The organism is Hathewaya histolytica, from assembly GCF_901482605.1.
Classification (GTDB): Bacteria; Bacillota; Clostridia; order Clostridiales; family Clostridiaceae; genus Hathewaya; species Hathewaya histolytica.
Window position 1 is genome coordinate 1,892,311 of sequence record NZ_LR590481.1, and the last position, 15,747, is coordinate 1,908,057.

A 15,747-nucleotide genomic window follows, 5' to 3' on the forward strand; every position below is an offset into this window, starting at 1 on the left:
TTAATTAAATAAAAAAATCACTAAAAGTCAAACTTTTAGTGATTTTTTTAAAATTATAATCAAAACCTATATATCAATTTATATAAAAAAGATTATAATTTAGAAACTTTAGCAGCTTGAGGTCCTCTTTCACCTTCAACTACTTCGAATTGAACGTTTTGACCCTCTTCTAAAGATTTAAATCCGTCTCCTTCAATAGCTGAGAAATGAACGAATACATCTTTTTCTCCTTCTACTGATATGAATCCGAATCCTTTTTCTGCATTAAACCATTTAACAATACCTGTTTTCATTTAAAAAATCCTCCAAAACATCAAAATACTCATAATGAATAATCATTATAAACATTAGATTATCATATTATCAAATCACTGTCAACAGTGTTTCAGGCATAGTTTTCGAAATTTTTCGCCTTTTTTATTTTTCTTTAACATATGGAAATTAGCTTGCTATTTGGTTATAATAATATGAATAGAAAGGAGTTATTTTTATGAAAAAAATCGGAATGAGAAACATAAAAACTTCTTTAGCAGTCTTTATATCTATAATGGTGCTTAAATTATTTAAAGTTAGCTTCCCATTCTATGCTTGTATTGCCGCCATAATAACTATGGAAAAAACTATATATAACTCATTTAAAGTTGGTAAAAACAGAATAATAGGAACTACCTTAGGTGCTATAGTAGGACTTTTATTTGTACTAATACTTCCTGGCAACACTTTTCTTGTGGCCATAGGAATATCCGTTACCATATATCTTTGTGATATTCTTGGATATAACAAATCCATTAGTATTGCTTGTATAGTGTTTATTGCTATATCTTCTAATTTAAAAGGTGGTAATCCGTTTGTATACAGTGGAAATAGACTTCTAGAAACCTTTGTAGGGATTATAGTTGCTGTTATTGTAAATCTTATTATTTATCCTCCAAATTTAAAAAAACATATATATGATTCTAGTAATAGAATTCATAAAGATCTAATTCTGCTCTGTGGGGAAGATTTTTATAATAATAATGAAGAAAGACTACAAATACTTTATAAGCATATAAAAGGATTAGAAGAATCAATTTCCTCATATGAAGATGAATATAGGACCTATGATAAAAATTTAAATCTTCAAAAATACGAAAAAGCTATAGACCTATTTTATAAGCTATATTCTCATTTAAACATTATTGAACATATAAAAAATAATTTTAAAATACCTAAAGAAACTTATGATAGTATAAAAGATTTAATTACTATACCATATAAAAATATAGAAAATGAAGAAGACAAAGAACTTCAAATAGTATTTAAATATCATATGAACCAAATCAGTAAAATACTCCACTCTTTGGATGAAATAAATATGTTATAACATAAAACAGAAAGGATGTTTAAAACTTGACAAAAGATTTTTTTAAAGGAAGTACTATGCTAAATCCTCTACCCGTTGCTTTGATTACATCAAAATATAAAAAAGATGTCAATGTTTTTACTGCGGCTTGGATTGGTACTGTGTGCACGAAACCTCCAATGCTTTCAGTTTCTATAAGACCTGAAAGACTATCATATGACTACATTAAAAACACAAAAGAATTTGTTGTAAATTTGCCAAATCAGAACTTAGCCAAAATTGTAGATTTTTGTGGAGTTCGCTCTGGAAGAGATGTAGATAAAATTAAAAAATTTAATCTACACTTAATGGAAAGTAAAAATATATCTGTACCATACATAGAAGAATGTCCTATAAATATAGAATGTTCTCTTCATGAAATAGTCCCATTAGGTTCCCATCATATGTTTATAGCTAACATAGTTGGAGTCCATGTTGATAATAGTTTAAAAGATTTAAAAGGCAAAATTCACTATGAAAATGCAAGATTACTCTCATATTGTCATGGTGAATATTATACTCTTCCTAAAAAGTCAGAAGGAAAATTTGGTTACTCCGTTCAAAAGAAAAAAAGAAAATAAAAAAACTTGCTTGAAAATCATAAAAAGTTTTCAAGCAAATTTTACTTTCCTAATAATTTTGTTTTATTTGTTCAAAATTATTCTCGCTGGTATACCTACAGCTGTAGCCTCTTCTGGGACATCTTTTAACACTACGGCATTAGCCCCTACTTTTACTCCTCTTCCTATTCTTATAGGTCCTAGAATCTTAGCACCACTTCCCACTATAACATTATCACTTATAGTTGGATGCCTCTTTCCTTTATCTTTTCCTGTGCCTCCCAAAGTGACTCCTTGGTATATAGTAACGTTATCTCCTATTTCTGTTGTTTCTCCTATAACCACACCCATTCCATGGTCTATAAAAAAACCTTTTCCTATGGTAGCACCTGGATGAATTTCTATACCTGTTAGAAGTCTTCCAAGTTGAGACAATATTCTTGCCAAGAAAAATATATTTTTATTGTAAAGAAAATGTGCAATTCTGTATATTATCATAGCATGAACTGAAGGATATAATAAAAACACTTCTAGTTTATTTCTTGCTGCAGGATCTTTTCTTAATATATTATCTAAATCGTACATCAAGTTTTTAAACACCCTTGTCACCCCTTTTTCTACTAATCCGTTTAATAAATATAAAAAACTTCATCTCCTTAGAGATGAAGCTTAACTTCATTATCCACCCTAATTAAAATTAAAGTAATTTAAAACACATATTATGCTCTAGTATAATAACGGATACCGCCGATGTAGCCTACTTTATATTCGGTACATAACTCCAAAGGGCACTTCAAATAAAGCTATCTTTAAAAATCCTTTCAGCTATTAGATTTTCTCTCTGTAAAGCATCTTTATTCTACTTTCCTTCTTCATAGTTTTTAAATATATCTTTTCATGATATATAATATTATAATTTATTATGTTTGTCTACAACTATTTTTGTAAATTCCAAACAAACTCTCCATTTGTATTTACATACCCAATTTTTGTACCACGTTGAACTTCTGCTAACCCTTTATAAAAAGCAAATGCTTCATCAAATTGTGGCTCTATAATAAACTCTTCACTCATATTTATATATCCCCATTGTTCCTCTATCATAACGCCTAAAATATTCTCTGAAATATAATCTACATCATCATATTTTAAACTTACAATAATATTTCCTTCCTTATCTATATATCCATACTTATCATCATTGCATACTACAGCCTTTCCATCTATAAAATCTTCTGCTGAGTCAAAATTAGGTTCTATAATAATTTCTCCGTCTTTATTTATATATCCAGTTTTATTATCTAGTTCAACTGCCGCTAGACCCTCACTAAATTTCTTAGCTATATGGAATTTACCTTTTATCTTAACTTCTCCTGATTTATTTATATATCCATATTTTTTACCTATAGAAACTGGTGCTAGACCTTCACTAAAGTCACCTGCATAATCATAAACTGCTAGTATTATTATATGACCATTTTTATTTATATATCCAAGTTTTCCACCCACTTGAACTAAGGCCATACCGTCACTAAAATCATAGGCATCTATGAAACTAGGTTTTATTAATTCCTCACCTTTATTATTTATATATCCCCAATTATAATTTATTCTAACTGCTGCTAATCCTTCATTAAAAGTTCTTATTTCTTCATATACTGGCTGACATAAAACACTGCCATCACATTTGATAACACCTTTCTTTTCCTCTTTTTTATAGCATAAAATCTCATCTGAAATCCAATCTAGTCCTTGAAATGAAGGCTCTATTATGTAATCACCATTTTTATTTATAAGCCCATATTTCCCTTCTAGCGAAACTATGGCAAAATCACCTACAAAGTTTCTTGCATCTGTAAATTGAACTGAAATTGCCTCATCACCATTATTGTCTATATATCCATACTTCTTATTTTTCTTTATTAAATATAACTCTTTTTTATGCAAAATATTCTCACTCAACCTTTAATCCTCCTTTAATAAGTTCTGTATTTATTATATTACATTTTTTATTATTTTATAGTATACTTTAAAAGTAACTTTATATAGATTATAGTAACATTCTATCACAATAACATATTTTTTATAATAAATTTCCTTTTAGATTTTATTTTATTAAAATTAAAGCAAAATATAATTATAGAAAATTTCTTAACTATCTATATAGTTTAACATAAATAAAGCTTGGAGGTAGATTGTATATGAATAAAGAATTTAGAGAAGTTGGGATTAGAAAAAATATAGCTTTAGTTGCTCATGATAATAAAAAGAAAGAACTTCTAGAGTGGGTTAATAAAAATAAAGAAAGCTTAAGCCTTCACAATATTTTTGCTACAGGTACTACAGGTGAAATAATATCAAATGAAACTGGACTATGCATAACCTCTTTTAAAAGTGGGCCTTTAGGTGGGGACCAGCAAATTGGAGCTACTATAGTAAATTTTGATTTGGACATTTTAATATTCTTCTGGGATCCTTTAGAATCACAACCACATGATCCTGATATTAGAGCTCTTCTTAGAATAGCCACTTTATATAATATCCCTTGTGGTACCAATAAGTCTTCAGCAGACTTTATAATTTCTTCTCCATATATGAACGAAAAATACATTATAACCTTAGATGATCATGCAGAATATGCTAATAGACATATCCAATTAAAATAATATTATTAGCTAGAACTTTTATAAAAATTATTTAATAAAATCTTTATATCTAAGAGTAATCTAATAAAGCAGTGAAAACTGCTTTTTTTACGTATTAGAACAAAATAAATTCAAATATATCATAATATAAACTTATTTTTAGACATTTTATTTTTTTTTACTATATATTATAATTAGGTACAGAAAAGAGGTGAAACTTTTGAAATATTTAAGACAGATAGCGATTATTTTCTTTTTTTGCATTTTAGGAGAATTAGTAAAGTTAATTTTTAAACTTTCTATTCCTAGTAGTGTTTTGGGTCTGCTATTACTTCTAACAGCACTTTGTATAGGGATTGTTAAGTTAGAGATGATTGAAAAGGTAAGTGATTTACTATTAGAGCATCTTGCATTTTTATTTATCCCTGCTGGTGTAGGACTTATGTCTTGCTTTGGAGTTATAAAGAAAAATCTACTTAACTTTACATTAATCATACTTATATCCACCACTATAGTAATAATTACAACAGGAACTACAATTGAGTTTTTGTTGAGAAGGAGGCAAAAGTGAATTCTATAATTAATAGTCCTATTTTCGGAATTACTATTTCTTTAATTTCTTTTGAAATAGGATGTTTTATATTTAAAAAAACTAAAAATCCTATATTTAATCCTTTATTAATAGGTATTATTATTGTTATTACATTTTTAAAGCTAAGTAATATAAACTTAGAAACTTATAATATAGGGGGAGCATATATTTCCTTTCTTCTAGGACCTACAACAGTTATTTTAGCAGTACCTCTTTACAAAAAACTTAAACTATTAAAAGAATATATATTCCCTATTTTAATAGGAATTACTGTAGGTAGTACCTGTGGAATAGCATCTATCATAGTTTTAGGTAAATTATTTAAAGTTGATGAAAGTTTAATGTTTTCACTAATACCTAAGTCAATAACCACACCTATTGGAATGGAAGTTTCAAAACAACTAGGCGGAAATATAGCCATAACAGTTTCAGCCATAATTATAACCGGTATTTTAGGTTCTATAATTGGCCCATTAGTATGTAATCTATTTAATATTAAAAATAAAATTGCAGTTGGAATCTCCCTAGGAACTGCATCTCATGCTATGGGAACTGCAAAGGCCTTAGAGTTAGGGGAAACCGAAGGCGCTATGAGTGGACTTGCTATAGCCATAGCTGGATTGTTAACAGTATTTCTAGCTCCACTAATTGTAAAGCTTTTATGTAGTTAATACTTTATTCGCTAGTATAATAAACCTAAATTCCGTAGAATAAAAATAAAGAGAATGATTTAAAAATCATTCTCTTTATTTTTTCCTATGTTTATTAAAATTTTAATCTCAAAATTAAAATTGTCTTTATTCCTTAGTATACTTAAAACTTTTGTTACTTAGATAAATTTTCACTTTTGTACTTTACATAATCTATATTTACTTTTGTTATTTCTTAATTCTTCTTTTGTCTTATTAAATCTTTTGTATATATTATCTTTTTCTTTTGTACATCAAATCTTTTGTAAATCATGTACATTTATCTTTATTTGATATTATTTTATCGCATAAAAATACATAAGTCAACATTTTTCTTTCGACATATTGCTTTAATAAGTGTCTTTTTTACTTAAAATAAATTTTTATTTAACTATACATTATTAACGCATAGTATATTGCAAAAATAATTCTAATTGATTTTCTACTTCCCTTATCTTTTCCTCTGTTAATCCTCCTCTACCTAATCTATCACATAAAGAAAACCAGTATATTTCTTTTGGATCTATATCATTTTTCATCCCTTCTATATCTTTAAACGGAAGATTCTTTATTACAAACAAAGGTTGCATGTGCCACCTAACCATAGCTTTAACTTTATCTATAAATTCTTTTTCTTCATTGAAAAAAGTTAAAAATTCCTGCGCCATCTCTTCTCCAACTTTATCATGATCATAAGAGGTTATTCTTCCTTTTCTAACTCTTGTAGTTCTTAGCTTACCTATATCATGCAATAAAGCTCCCCACATAAAGACTCTTTCATCCTGGCTATGCTTTTTATTTTTAGCTGCTAAGTCCAAAACTAACATAGTATGGTCAAACACATCTCCTTCTGGATGATACTTAGGTTCTTGTTTTATTTCTTCCAATTTATCTATAAAATTTAAAGGAGATGGTGAATTTTTAAGTTCTTCTTTTATTTGATTTAAATATTCTGAGGGGTTCTCTTCTTGCAAAAGTACATGATTTATTTTTTTATACATCTCAAAACTATCCAAATTAACATTCCTCCTTAGGTTGCAAAAGTAATTCTAAACTCTGATGGACTTAAAGTTTTAAACTTATATCCTCGCTCTTTTAAACTTTTAATAATTTCTGGTAATGCTTCTACTGTAGTAGTTTTACCTCCACTATCATGCATAAGAACTATTATTTTATCTATATCTTTGCTACCATAAATTACGCTATTAACTATTCTCTCCTTACTTTGAAGGGCTTTTGATGCATCCGTAGAGTCTACATTCCAATCATAATATATATAATTATTTTGTTTAAAATAATTTATAATTTCTTTCATTATTCCCGTACCACCGTAGTTGTGACTAACTGTATTATTGCTCCCACCTGGAAATCTCATTATTTTAGGTTCTATTCCTGTAGTTTCTTTTATTATATTTTGAAGTTTATTGAAATCTTTTATAAAGTTTTCTTTGCTTTTATATATATAACTATAATTATGAGAATAAGTATGATTTCCTATGGCATTCCCATCTTCTACAATTCTTTTATATAATTCCTTTGAATATTCCGTATCCGAGCCCTTGACAAAAAAAGTTCCATTAATCTTTTCATCTTTTAGAATATCTAATATTTTTCGTGTATTACTAGAAGGTCCATCGTCAAAAGTTAAATATACTATCTTCTCTCCATTATTATATTTATCTCTTTCTCTTTTTTCTAACTCTCTTTTTTTCTTCTCTTTATTTATAATTTCTTCTTTTTGCTTTATTTTAATGTTAATCTCCTTATTTATTTTCTGCTTCTCCATACCTATCTCTTTTATATAACCTTTAGCCTCTTCTATCTGATTTTCTTTCCTTTTGATATCATTATTAATATTATATTGGATATAAGTATTCTCAAAAATCTTATAAATTAAAATAGACTGCAATATAATTGCAATTATAAGTAAAATACCCACAAACTTATTCTTCATTTGTTAGCACATCCTTACGTAAATTACTTTAAGTCACTGTACTTTTTCTTTAACTCTTTCAGATATTGCTCTTCTTCTAACTTCTTGTCATTTAACTCTTGTAGATTTACTCCTAATTTACTTTGCTTATTTGTTAAATTAGAGATTTTATCTTGTTGATACAATAAAATTATAGAAGACAGTATTACTATACTAAATAAAACTATACTAAATCTTAATTGCCACTTTCGCATAATGTCACCTCTTTCCTACAATTTTATTATTTACAATAAAAAAATAAATATAAAATTTCTTTTTTATTTTTATTATTTATTAAAATAAAAAAAGTATAGGCTGTATTAATCACAGTCTATACTACTAACTTTACCATGCTATTTTTTTTCAAAACTTCCTCATATACATCTTGTACTTTTAATCCAAAAATTTCACTTGAGTATTCCTTAGATTTTTCCAAGCTATTTTTGTGAAATTCTTCTAAATTACCCTGTTTATAAAAAATCTTATCTATAGCTTCTATAAATTCTTCTTTGTTATTATAAGTATATCCGTTATAATCATTTATAATTAAATGTTCTACACACTCATCATACTTACATAAAACAGGTAATCCACTAGCTAGAGCTTCTACATAAGTTAGCCCTTGAGTTTCACTTGTAGATGCTGTTACAAATGCATCCCCTAATTTATAGTACTTATGAACCTCTTTAGTATCTACCATATCAGTAAAATATACTCTATCTTCAATATTTAAACTCTTTACTAAATCTTTGAGTTTTTGCAGATATGGCCCTCCGCCAACTATAACTAAACTTATATCTCTATTTCTGCATATATCATTATAAAACTCAATTACCTCTTCTATATTCTTCTCTTCAGCTATTCTTCCCACATAAATTAGTCTTTTACCACTCTTAGGTATTTTATGTTTTTCAAATAAAACATTTATTTCTTCTTCCGAGATTTTTGTTTTAAATTTTTCTATATCTATTCCCGTTGGTATTATAAAAGTATTTGTACTTATTCCATATGTTTTTAGTGTCTCTTCCACCTTTTTCGTAGGTGTTATAACTCCATCCAATGGATTCAAAAGCATAGATGTCAACTTTGCTGCGGTACTTTTGCCTAAAAATTTCCCACCTAAAACATAGTGAAGATAGTCCTCATACATAGTATGATATGTATGTACTTGCGGTACGTTTAATTTTTTAGAGATAATTTTTGATAATACCATTGTAGTAAACTCTGTTTGAGAGTGTATTATATCTGGTTTCCAATCTAAAATTTCTTGTGTAATTGAATTAAAGAATGGATTTCCAATTCTTGCCCCTGGGTAAATTCTAAGTCCTGCAGACCTAATATAATATACATCCCCCTCAATTCGTGATTTATGTGAATCTGAAAGGGTAAGTATTCTTACATCATGTCCTAGTTTTTTCAATTCTCTATATAAGTTATTAGTTGATATAACAACACCATTTACCATGGGAAAATACGTATCAGTTGTTATTAAGATTTTCATAAAATAACAACCTCCTATCTAAGATCATAATTATAATTTATTATTTATTATAATATCATACGAATCTTAAATTAATAAATTTATACTCTTAAATTTACCTTAAATTTTCATTAAATTCCTTTTATTATTTTAAATACTTATATATTATTTTATATATCTATTTTACTACACTCAATATATAATATTATCTTATGTGAAATCATAATTTTATTAACTTTTAACACATACCTTTGTTTATCTCTATACATTATTCTATTATCTATAACTTTATCAAGCATCTCTATATCTATAGAATTAATCTCTCTTCCTATTAAATTACTATATTTTTCTTTTATATTGTTTTCTAATATATATTTTGTAACCTCATTTACCTCTTCTTTAAATTGAAGTTTTACATCCACTTCTTTAACAGTCATTTTATCTACTTTAATAGAACTTTTAAGTTTTTCTAAATTTTTCTCACTTTCTTCAAGCTTCAGTTCAAGTCGTCTTATTTTATTATAATTATTTTCAAATCTATAGCTAAATAAAAAAGTTAAACATGTTAAAGTTCCCAAGGTGCCAATTAGGAAGCCACATAAAAAAAACTTTTTATAATTTCTTTTTACTTTTTCCAAATATTACAGCACCTATAAAATATATTTAAAACTTCATATCCTATATTGGCACCTATTAAAGAGAAAAAAATAAAAGTTATTTGCTTAAGTAAAGCCTTAAAATCGCCTTTAAATATTCCTTCCTCTAAGATTTGAAAACTGGAAAATGTTCCTCCTAATGCAGTTGCAATAGCCCATATCTTAATAGACTGTGCTATTTCCATCATAGATTTTAGAGGTGGCCTATTACTCAATATAGCTGCAAAAGCTGTAAAAATGCCTCCACCTAATATTACTCCCATCGCAATAAAAAAACTAAGCATTATATTACTTAAAAAGTCTTCCAAATATATACTCTCCTAAAAATCGGTTCCTTATAAAATATGATAATAACTTTTATATTATTAGCTATAAAATTCTGTTATATATTTTTATGCTAACTTAATTTTAAAATATTTATTGAATATCATATTAACTTTTTAAAACTTTTAAGTCTATTTAATTACAGCAAAAAAAGATTAGTAATAAATTACTAATCTTTTTTATGGCAGGGGCACGAGGACTTGAACCCGGAACCAACGGTTTTGGAGACCGCTACTCTACCAATTGAGCTATACCCCTATATTTAATTGTTACTCTAATAGTTTATCATAAAATTAATTTTTGTCAATGCTAATTCTTATTTTATTTAATACTTTTATTTAAATATGGTTAGATTAATATTATAAAATATATTATATATAGGAGGGACTATAATGCACAATAATAAAAGTCATAGAAAAACTAGAGAAAAAAGCAATGCTGAACTTAGAAAAATGTTTCCAAAAGACGGTGCTGACATAGGTATTGAAAATGGAGTTAAAATAGATGCTAATGGTGATAAGTTTACCAAACGTTCTAAGCTTTCTCATAATAGAAGCCTTTAGTATTCTTAATTAAAATTGTAACTTCTAAAGTTTAATTATCAAAAATTTAATTATTGTATATTTTATTGTTAGATTAAATGCTCACAAAAGCTTAAATATTTTTGTGAGCATTTTGACTTTAGTTATTATAATTCAAAAACTAATAAAATAATAGTAATCAAATTTTAAATTTAATATCCTAGCTGTCTTAAAACACAACCTTCTATGGCATTTATTTCATTTTCTTTGCAATAAGTTAATATTTCTTCACTTTCTGCACCTGGTTGAATTAACACATTTTTGATGCCCATATCTTTAGCTTCTTTTATTATTTCCAATCCCTGTACTGGATTTATACATAGGTCTATTACTTCTATTTTAAAATTAACTTCCTTAAGACTAGTAAAAGCTCCATCTCCATTGCCTCTTGGATTAACTCCTGCAGCATTATACTTTTCGCTTTTTAATGTATTTAAAATTCTATAAGCATATTTAGTTTGATTTGTAACGTCTCCTACAACTACCCAATTGTAAAGTTTAAATAAGTTTGAAATATTCATTTTACCCTCCTTGCTAATCATCAGCTTTATTGTTTGTATATTTGCAATATTTAAACTAAAAAGTTTCTTGACTTAATCTTACACTATTAGTATAATGGTAAACATATCAAAAGTAAATATAGTGGACGGTTGATGATAGAGGCGCTGTACTTATTAGTAATACTATGGAGGTAAGCACTGTGAAGTAGTATGAAAGGAAATACAGCCGAAGTGTACAATCAATGCTTTGAGATTGTATAGCTGGTTTTGTATAAAATATATGCAAGACTGTCACAAATAAAAGTTATTTGTGAAGAGCTATCCTGAACTTATTCATAACAATTTTTAATATAATCTTTTAAGAAATATTATATTCTATTAATTTTGTGATATAAGCCCAGGGATTTTCTTCCTTGGGTTTTATTTTTTTATTTCTTTAAATCACTTCCTCTTAACCTTCCACTAATTAATAAGGAGAGGAATTCTATGAAAACAAATAACAAAAACCTATCTAATTTTTTTAGAAACATAATTTCACTTATACTTACAATAATTATATTTAATTTTTTAAATTGTAATACTATATTTGCAAGTGAAATAAGTAAAACTAATCTAAATGCTAATAAGTTTGGATTTCTTACTCTACTTCCACCTCTAGTTGCTATTATTTTAGCCTTTATTTTTAAAAATGTAGTTATTTCTTTATTTTTAGGAATACTAGTGGGAGCATTTCTTCTAAATTTAAACGGATATAATATTTTCTCAGCACTTTTAAATTCTTTTACACTTATAGTTCAACAAATATTAAATTCTTTGGCTAATCCGTGGAATGCCGGTATTATACTTCAATGTTTAACCATTGGTGGTCTTATAGCTCTAATCTCTAAAATGGGAGGTACTAAGGCTGTGGCAGAATGTCTAGCAAAAAAAGCTAAAACCCCAAGGAGTACGCAACTTGTAACATTTTTATTAGGAATATTAGTATTCTTCGATGATTATGCAAATTCACTTATGGTAGGTCCAATTATGAGACCTGTTTGTGATAAAATGAAAATTTCAAGGGAGAAACTTTCTTTCATTGTGGATTCTACAGCTGCTCCCATATCAGGTATAGCTATCATTTCCACTTGGGTAGGCTATGAACTTAGCTTAATAAAAGATGGTTTTGCAGATATAGGTATAAAAGTTAACTCTTATAATGTATTTATAGATACTATTCCTTACAGATTTTATAATATTTTAATTTTAGTTTTTATAGTACTATCTGCTATATGTTTAAGAGAATTTGGTCCTATGTATAAAAGTGAATATAGGGCGAGAACTACTGGGGAAACTTTACGATTAGGTTCTAACCCTCTATCTTCGGAAGATACAAGTATGGAACCTAAAGAAGGGGTAAAACCATACATGAAAAATGCAATTATTCCTATTTTAGTATTAATTTTAGGCTCCTTTATTGGCTTTTATTTTAATGGTTATCATACCATAATTGCATCAAATAATAAAGAATATATAAATATTATTAAGAATTCTCCACTTTCTTTAAATGCTATTCAGTTAACTTTTGGACAATCTGATGCTAGTATAGTACTTTTCTCTTCTGCACTACTAGCAAGTATTGTGGCTATAATAATGGGATGTTATCAAAAAATATTTACATTAAGTGAATCTATTGATGTTTGGGTTGAAGGTATGAAATCTTTAATTATTACAGGAGTTATATTATTACTTGCATGGACATTAAGTTCTATAATAAAAGAGTTAGGTACAGCTTCATATTTAGTTTCAGTTCTTTCTAAATCCAAGCTACCAGCCTTTTTACTTCCAAGTATAGTATTTTCCCTTTCATCTATTATATCTTTTGCAACAGGTACTTCTTACGGAACTATGGGAATATTAATGCCACTTACCATACCTCTTGCATATGCTCTTAAAGCAGATCAAAGTTATATAATAATTAATATTAGTGCAATTTTAACTGGAAGTATTTTTGGTGATCACTGTTCCCCTATATCCGATACTACAATTTTATCTTCGATGGGTTCTGGATGTGATCATATGGATCATGTTAAAACACAATTTCCTTATGCTCTTGTGGTAGGAGCAGTTTCTATCTTATTTGGATATATACCTTCTGGCTTAGGATTACCTATATATTTAACATTACCAGTTTCTATGGTTATAATTTTTCTTATTATAAGATTTATAGGAAAGCCTATTCCAAATCATAATACAATATCTTATTCTAGGAATAAAATATAATCTTTATATATTAAAATAAAACACATAATGGCATCTGTCCATTATGTGTTTCTAATTATTAATTTACTATGTAGAACTATATCTCTTCTAACTATATTAATTCCTTCGATTATATCTATAAGAAAATTACAAGATTTTTCACCCATTTCATAAATAGGTTGAGCTACTGTAGTAATTTCTGGCTCAAACAAGCTAGATATTTGAATATTATCATATCCCAATACATTTACTTCCCTTGGGATACTTATACCCCTTTTTAATAGAGTCTTAATACCCCCTATAGCCATTAAATCATTACTATAAAATATGGCATCAAAGTCTAAATTATTATTTAAAATTATTTCAGTAGTTTTTATACCTGACTTAACAGAGAAATCGCCTTCTATTACTAACTGTTCGTTATAGATACCTAATTCTCTAGCAAATTTAATAAATGTATTCAATCTTTTTTTAGATATTTCTAATTCCATATCACCTGTCACAAAAAATATTTTTCGCCGTTTTTTATTTTCATAAAGATAATGTATTCCTTCTTTTATTCCCTTTTCTTCATTGCAAAATACTCCATAATAATCTTTTGAATCCCCCATATATCTATCAACAAGTACACAAGGTATGTTATTATCTTTTAAAATTTCTAGAGATTTTGTATCATTCCTATGGGAAATTAAAATTACACCATCTATAAACTTACTTATAAGAAGTTTTAAGTAATCCCTTTCTTTGTATGGATTATTATCTGTATTACAAAGTATTACGTTATACTTTCTTTCATTTGCAGAATCCTCTATAGCTCTACACATCTCTGCAAAAAATGGATTAGTTATATCTGGAACTATTATACCTATACTTTGTGTTCGTTTTGTACTTAAGCTTCTTGCAATAGCATTTGGAGTATAATTCATCTCTTTACAGACTTCTAATACTCTATCCCTTGTAATTTTACTTATATTTTTATCCTTATTGTTAATAACCATAGAAACTGTAGCTTTTGATACCCCAGCAATTTGAGCTATATCCTTCATAGTTATTTTATTCATATATTAAATTTCACAATAAAGCTCTTTTACCTCTTCTAAATAAGGTATAGAACTTTGAGCTCCTTCTCTCGTTACAGTTATAGAGGAAACCTTGTTACCTAAAGTTACTGCTTCAACTATACTTTCAAAGTTTAATTCTCCATTCTCACTTATTTTTTTTGCCATAGCCCCAATGAATGAGTCTCCTGCAGCAGTTGTATCTATTGCTTTCACCTTAAATGCTGGTACAATCTTACTTTCCTTATTTGAAATTATAGCTGCCCCTTTACTTCCTAAGGTTATAACTACAAACTTCACACCCTTAGAAAAGAACTTTTCTGCCGCCATTTTAGCACTCTCTATATCATTTACTTCTATACCTGTTAATTCAAAAGCTTCAGTTTCATTTGGAACAATTATGTCAGTATAACTTAATAGGTCTTGTCCAATTTTAGCCGCTGGTGCTGGGTTTAAAATTGTTATTTTATTAAAGTTTTTGCCTATCTTAAATGCTTGTGCCCCTACTTCCATAGGTGTTTCTAACTGAGTTATAATTACATCACTTAATTTTATAACCTCACTCATAGCTTCTATATTTTCTGACTTCATTTTCATATTAGCTCCAGATACTACACAAATAGTATTGTTGCCATTTTCATCCACATTAATTATAGCAATTCCAGTTTCACAATTTTCATTTATACTTATATTATCTATATTTATTTTATCCTTTTTCATAGAATTCAAAAGAATTTCTCCATTTTCATCTTTACCAACAGCACCTAAAAAGTTAACCTCGCAACCTAATCTACTAGCTGCAACAGCCTGATTAGCCCCTTTTCCACCAGGTATTTTAAAAAGTTCGTCTATTAAAATAGTTTCTCCCATTTTAGGTAGAGCTCTTGATTTCAAGACTAAATCCATATTTATACTCCCTACAACACACACCTTATTCAAATTTTCCACCTCATTTGTATATATAGTAAACCGGTTAATTAATTTTATCATCGGTTAAATTTTCTGTCAATATCCTTTGTATCTTGGGGAATATCAAAAAGTTTTCTTGATATAATATCTTAATTTTAA

General features: G+C 27.5%; 19 protein-coding genes, 1 tRNA gene and 1 riboswitch. Of the genes, 7 read left to right on the forward strand and 13 right to left on the reverse strand.

The features are described from left to right. Positions 1-92: 92 nt before the first annotated feature. Positions 93-293 carry a cold-shock protein gene (locus FGL08_RS09210; protein ID WP_138210506.1) on the reverse strand — a complete coding sequence of 67 codons (201 nt, stop codon included), beginning with the start codon at positions 291-293 and terminating at the stop codon, positions 93-95. Between the two features lie 197 nt (positions 294-490). Here FGL08_RS09210 and FGL08_RS09215 point away from each other — a divergent pair, with 197 nt between their 5' ends. Together FGL08_RS09215 and FGL08_RS09220 are read left to right on the forward strand one after the other, a co-directional pair. After that, positions 491-1,363 (forward strand): FUSC family protein, encoded by an 873-nt coding sequence (locus FGL08_RS09215; RefSeq protein ID WP_138210507.1) that lies wholly within the window; start codon positions 491-493, stop codon positions 1,361-1,363. A gap of 26 nt (positions 1,364-1,389) precedes the next feature. Next, positions 1,390-1,962: a flavin reductase family protein gene (locus FGL08_RS09220; protein ID WP_138210508.1), complete on the forward strand. Its 573-nt coding sequence runs from the start codon at positions 1,390-1,392 to the stop codon at positions 1,960-1,962. 63 nt (positions 1,963-2,025) lie between these two features. On the opposite strand, the gene epsC is transcribed toward FGL08_RS09220, so the two are convergent. Together epsC and FGL08_RS09230 are read right to left on the reverse strand one after the other, a co-directional pair. Further along, the gene (gene epsC / locus FGL08_RS09225) at positions 2,026-2,526 is read right to left on the reverse strand and encodes a serine O-acetyltransferase EpsC (RefSeq protein ID WP_415578626.1); all 501 of its coding nucleotides are present in this window, start codon (positions 2,524-2,526) and stop codon (positions 2,026-2,028) included. 351 nt (positions 2,527-2,877) lie between these two features. Next, positions 2,878-3,903 (reverse strand): WG repeat-containing protein, encoded by a 1,026-nt coding sequence (locus FGL08_RS09230; RefSeq protein ID WP_171012033.1) that lies wholly within the window; start codon positions 3,901-3,903, stop codon positions 2,878-2,880. Between the two features lie 239 nt (positions 3,904-4,142). Between FGL08_RS09230 and FGL08_RS09235 the strand changes: the two genes are divergently transcribed. The 3 genes from FGL08_RS09235 (at position 4,143) to FGL08_RS09245 (ending at position 5,849) form a co-directional block, all read left to right on the forward strand. Further along, complete coding sequence (locus FGL08_RS09235; protein WP_138210510.1) at positions 4,143-4,607, forward strand: methylglyoxal synthase; 465 nt, start codon at positions 4,143-4,145, stop codon at positions 4,605-4,607. A 199-nt stretch (positions 4,608-4,806) separates the two neighbouring features. Beyond that, positions 4,807-5,157 carry a CidA/LrgA family protein gene (locus FGL08_RS09240; RefSeq protein WP_138210511.1) on the forward strand — a complete coding sequence of 117 codons (351 nt, stop codon included), beginning with the start codon at positions 4,807-4,809 and terminating at the stop codon, positions 5,155-5,157. Continuing rightward, on the forward strand, positions 5,154-5,849 hold the full coding sequence (locus FGL08_RS09245) for an LrgB family protein (RefSeq protein WP_138210512.1): 696 nt from the start codon (positions 5,154-5,156) through the stop codon (positions 5,847-5,849). The genes FGL08_RS09240 and FGL08_RS09245 overlap by 4 nt, the downstream gene beginning before the upstream one ends. 419 nt (positions 5,850-6,268) lie before the next feature. Here the strand turns inward: FGL08_RS09245 and FGL08_RS09250 are convergent, their stop codons facing one another. From FGL08_RS09250 to FGL08_RS09280, 7 genes are all read right to left on the reverse strand, one after another. Then, positions 6,269-6,868, reverse strand: a complete 600-nt coding sequence (locus tag FGL08_RS09250; protein WP_138211318.1) for an HD domain-containing protein — start codon at positions 6,866-6,868, stop codon at positions 6,269-6,271. 29 nt (positions 6,869-6,897) lie between these two features. Next, positions 6,898-7,821, reverse strand: coding sequence for a polysaccharide deacetylase family protein (locus FGL08_RS09255; protein ID WP_138210513.1), 924 nt, complete (start codon positions 7,819-7,821; stop codon positions 6,898-6,900). A gap of 23 nt (positions 7,822-7,844) precedes the next feature. Further along, positions 7,845-8,054 carry a hypothetical protein gene (locus FGL08_RS09260; protein ID WP_138210514.1) on the reverse strand — a complete coding sequence of 70 codons (210 nt, stop codon included), beginning with the start codon at positions 8,052-8,054 and terminating at the stop codon, positions 7,845-7,847. 116 nt (positions 8,055-8,170) lie between these two features. Then, positions 8,171-9,340, reverse strand: a complete 1,170-nt coding sequence (locus FGL08_RS09265) for a glycosyltransferase family 4 protein (protein ID WP_138210515.1) — start codon at positions 9,338-9,340, stop codon at positions 8,171-8,173. A 149-nt stretch (positions 9,341-9,489) separates the two neighbouring features. Continuing rightward, positions 9,490-9,957 carry a sporulation membrane protein YtrI gene (locus FGL08_RS09270; protein WP_138210516.1) on the reverse strand — a complete coding sequence of 156 codons (468 nt, stop codon included), beginning with the start codon at positions 9,955-9,957 and terminating at the stop codon, positions 9,490-9,492. Next, a complete protein-coding gene (locus FGL08_RS09275; RefSeq protein ID WP_138210517.1) occupies positions 9,945-10,283 on the reverse strand; it encodes a YtrH family sporulation protein in 339 nt (112 codons plus the stop codon). The genes FGL08_RS09270 and FGL08_RS09275 overlap by 13 nt, the downstream gene beginning before the upstream one ends. A gap of 198 nt (positions 10,284-10,481) precedes the next feature. After that, positions 10,482-10,557, reverse strand: a tRNA-Trp gene (locus FGL08_RS09280). Between the two features lie 134 nt (positions 10,558-10,691). On the opposite strand from FGL08_RS09280, the gene FGL08_RS13425 reads away from it, so the two are divergent. Further along, a complete protein-coding gene (locus FGL08_RS13425; protein ID WP_171012034.1) occupies positions 10,692-10,862 on the forward strand; it encodes a hypothetical protein in 171 nt (56 codons plus the stop codon). Between the two features lie 170 nt (positions 10,863-11,032). Here FGL08_RS13425 and FGL08_RS09285 read toward each other — a convergent pair whose 3' ends face one another. After that, positions 11,033-11,401: a CoA-binding protein gene (locus FGL08_RS09285; protein WP_138210518.1), complete on the reverse strand. Its 369-nt coding sequence runs from the start codon at positions 11,399-11,401 to the stop codon at positions 11,033-11,035. A gap of 128 nt (positions 11,402-11,529) precedes the next feature. Then, positions 11,530-11,709: riboswitch (Lysine riboswitch) on the forward strand. A 157-nt stretch (positions 11,710-11,866) separates the two neighbouring features. On the opposite strand from FGL08_RS09285, the gene FGL08_RS09290 reads away from it, so the two are divergent. Further along, positions 11,867-13,642, forward strand: coding sequence for a Na+/H+ antiporter NhaC family protein (locus tag FGL08_RS09290; protein ID WP_138210519.1), 1,776 nt, complete (start codon positions 11,867-11,869; stop codon positions 13,640-13,642). Between the two features lie 41 nt (positions 13,643-13,683). On the opposite strand, the gene FGL08_RS09295 is transcribed toward FGL08_RS09290, so the two are convergent. Next, positions 13,684-14,682, reverse strand: a complete 999-nt coding sequence (locus FGL08_RS09295) for a LacI family DNA-binding transcriptional regulator (protein WP_138210520.1) — start codon at positions 14,680-14,682, stop codon at positions 13,684-13,686. A gap of 3 nt (positions 14,683-14,685) precedes the next feature. Further along, positions 14,686-15,618, reverse strand: a complete 933-nt coding sequence (gene rbsK / locus FGL08_RS09300; RefSeq protein WP_138210521.1) for a ribokinase — start codon at positions 15,616-15,618, stop codon at positions 14,686-14,688. Between the last annotated feature and the right edge of the window lie 129 nt (positions 15,619-15,747).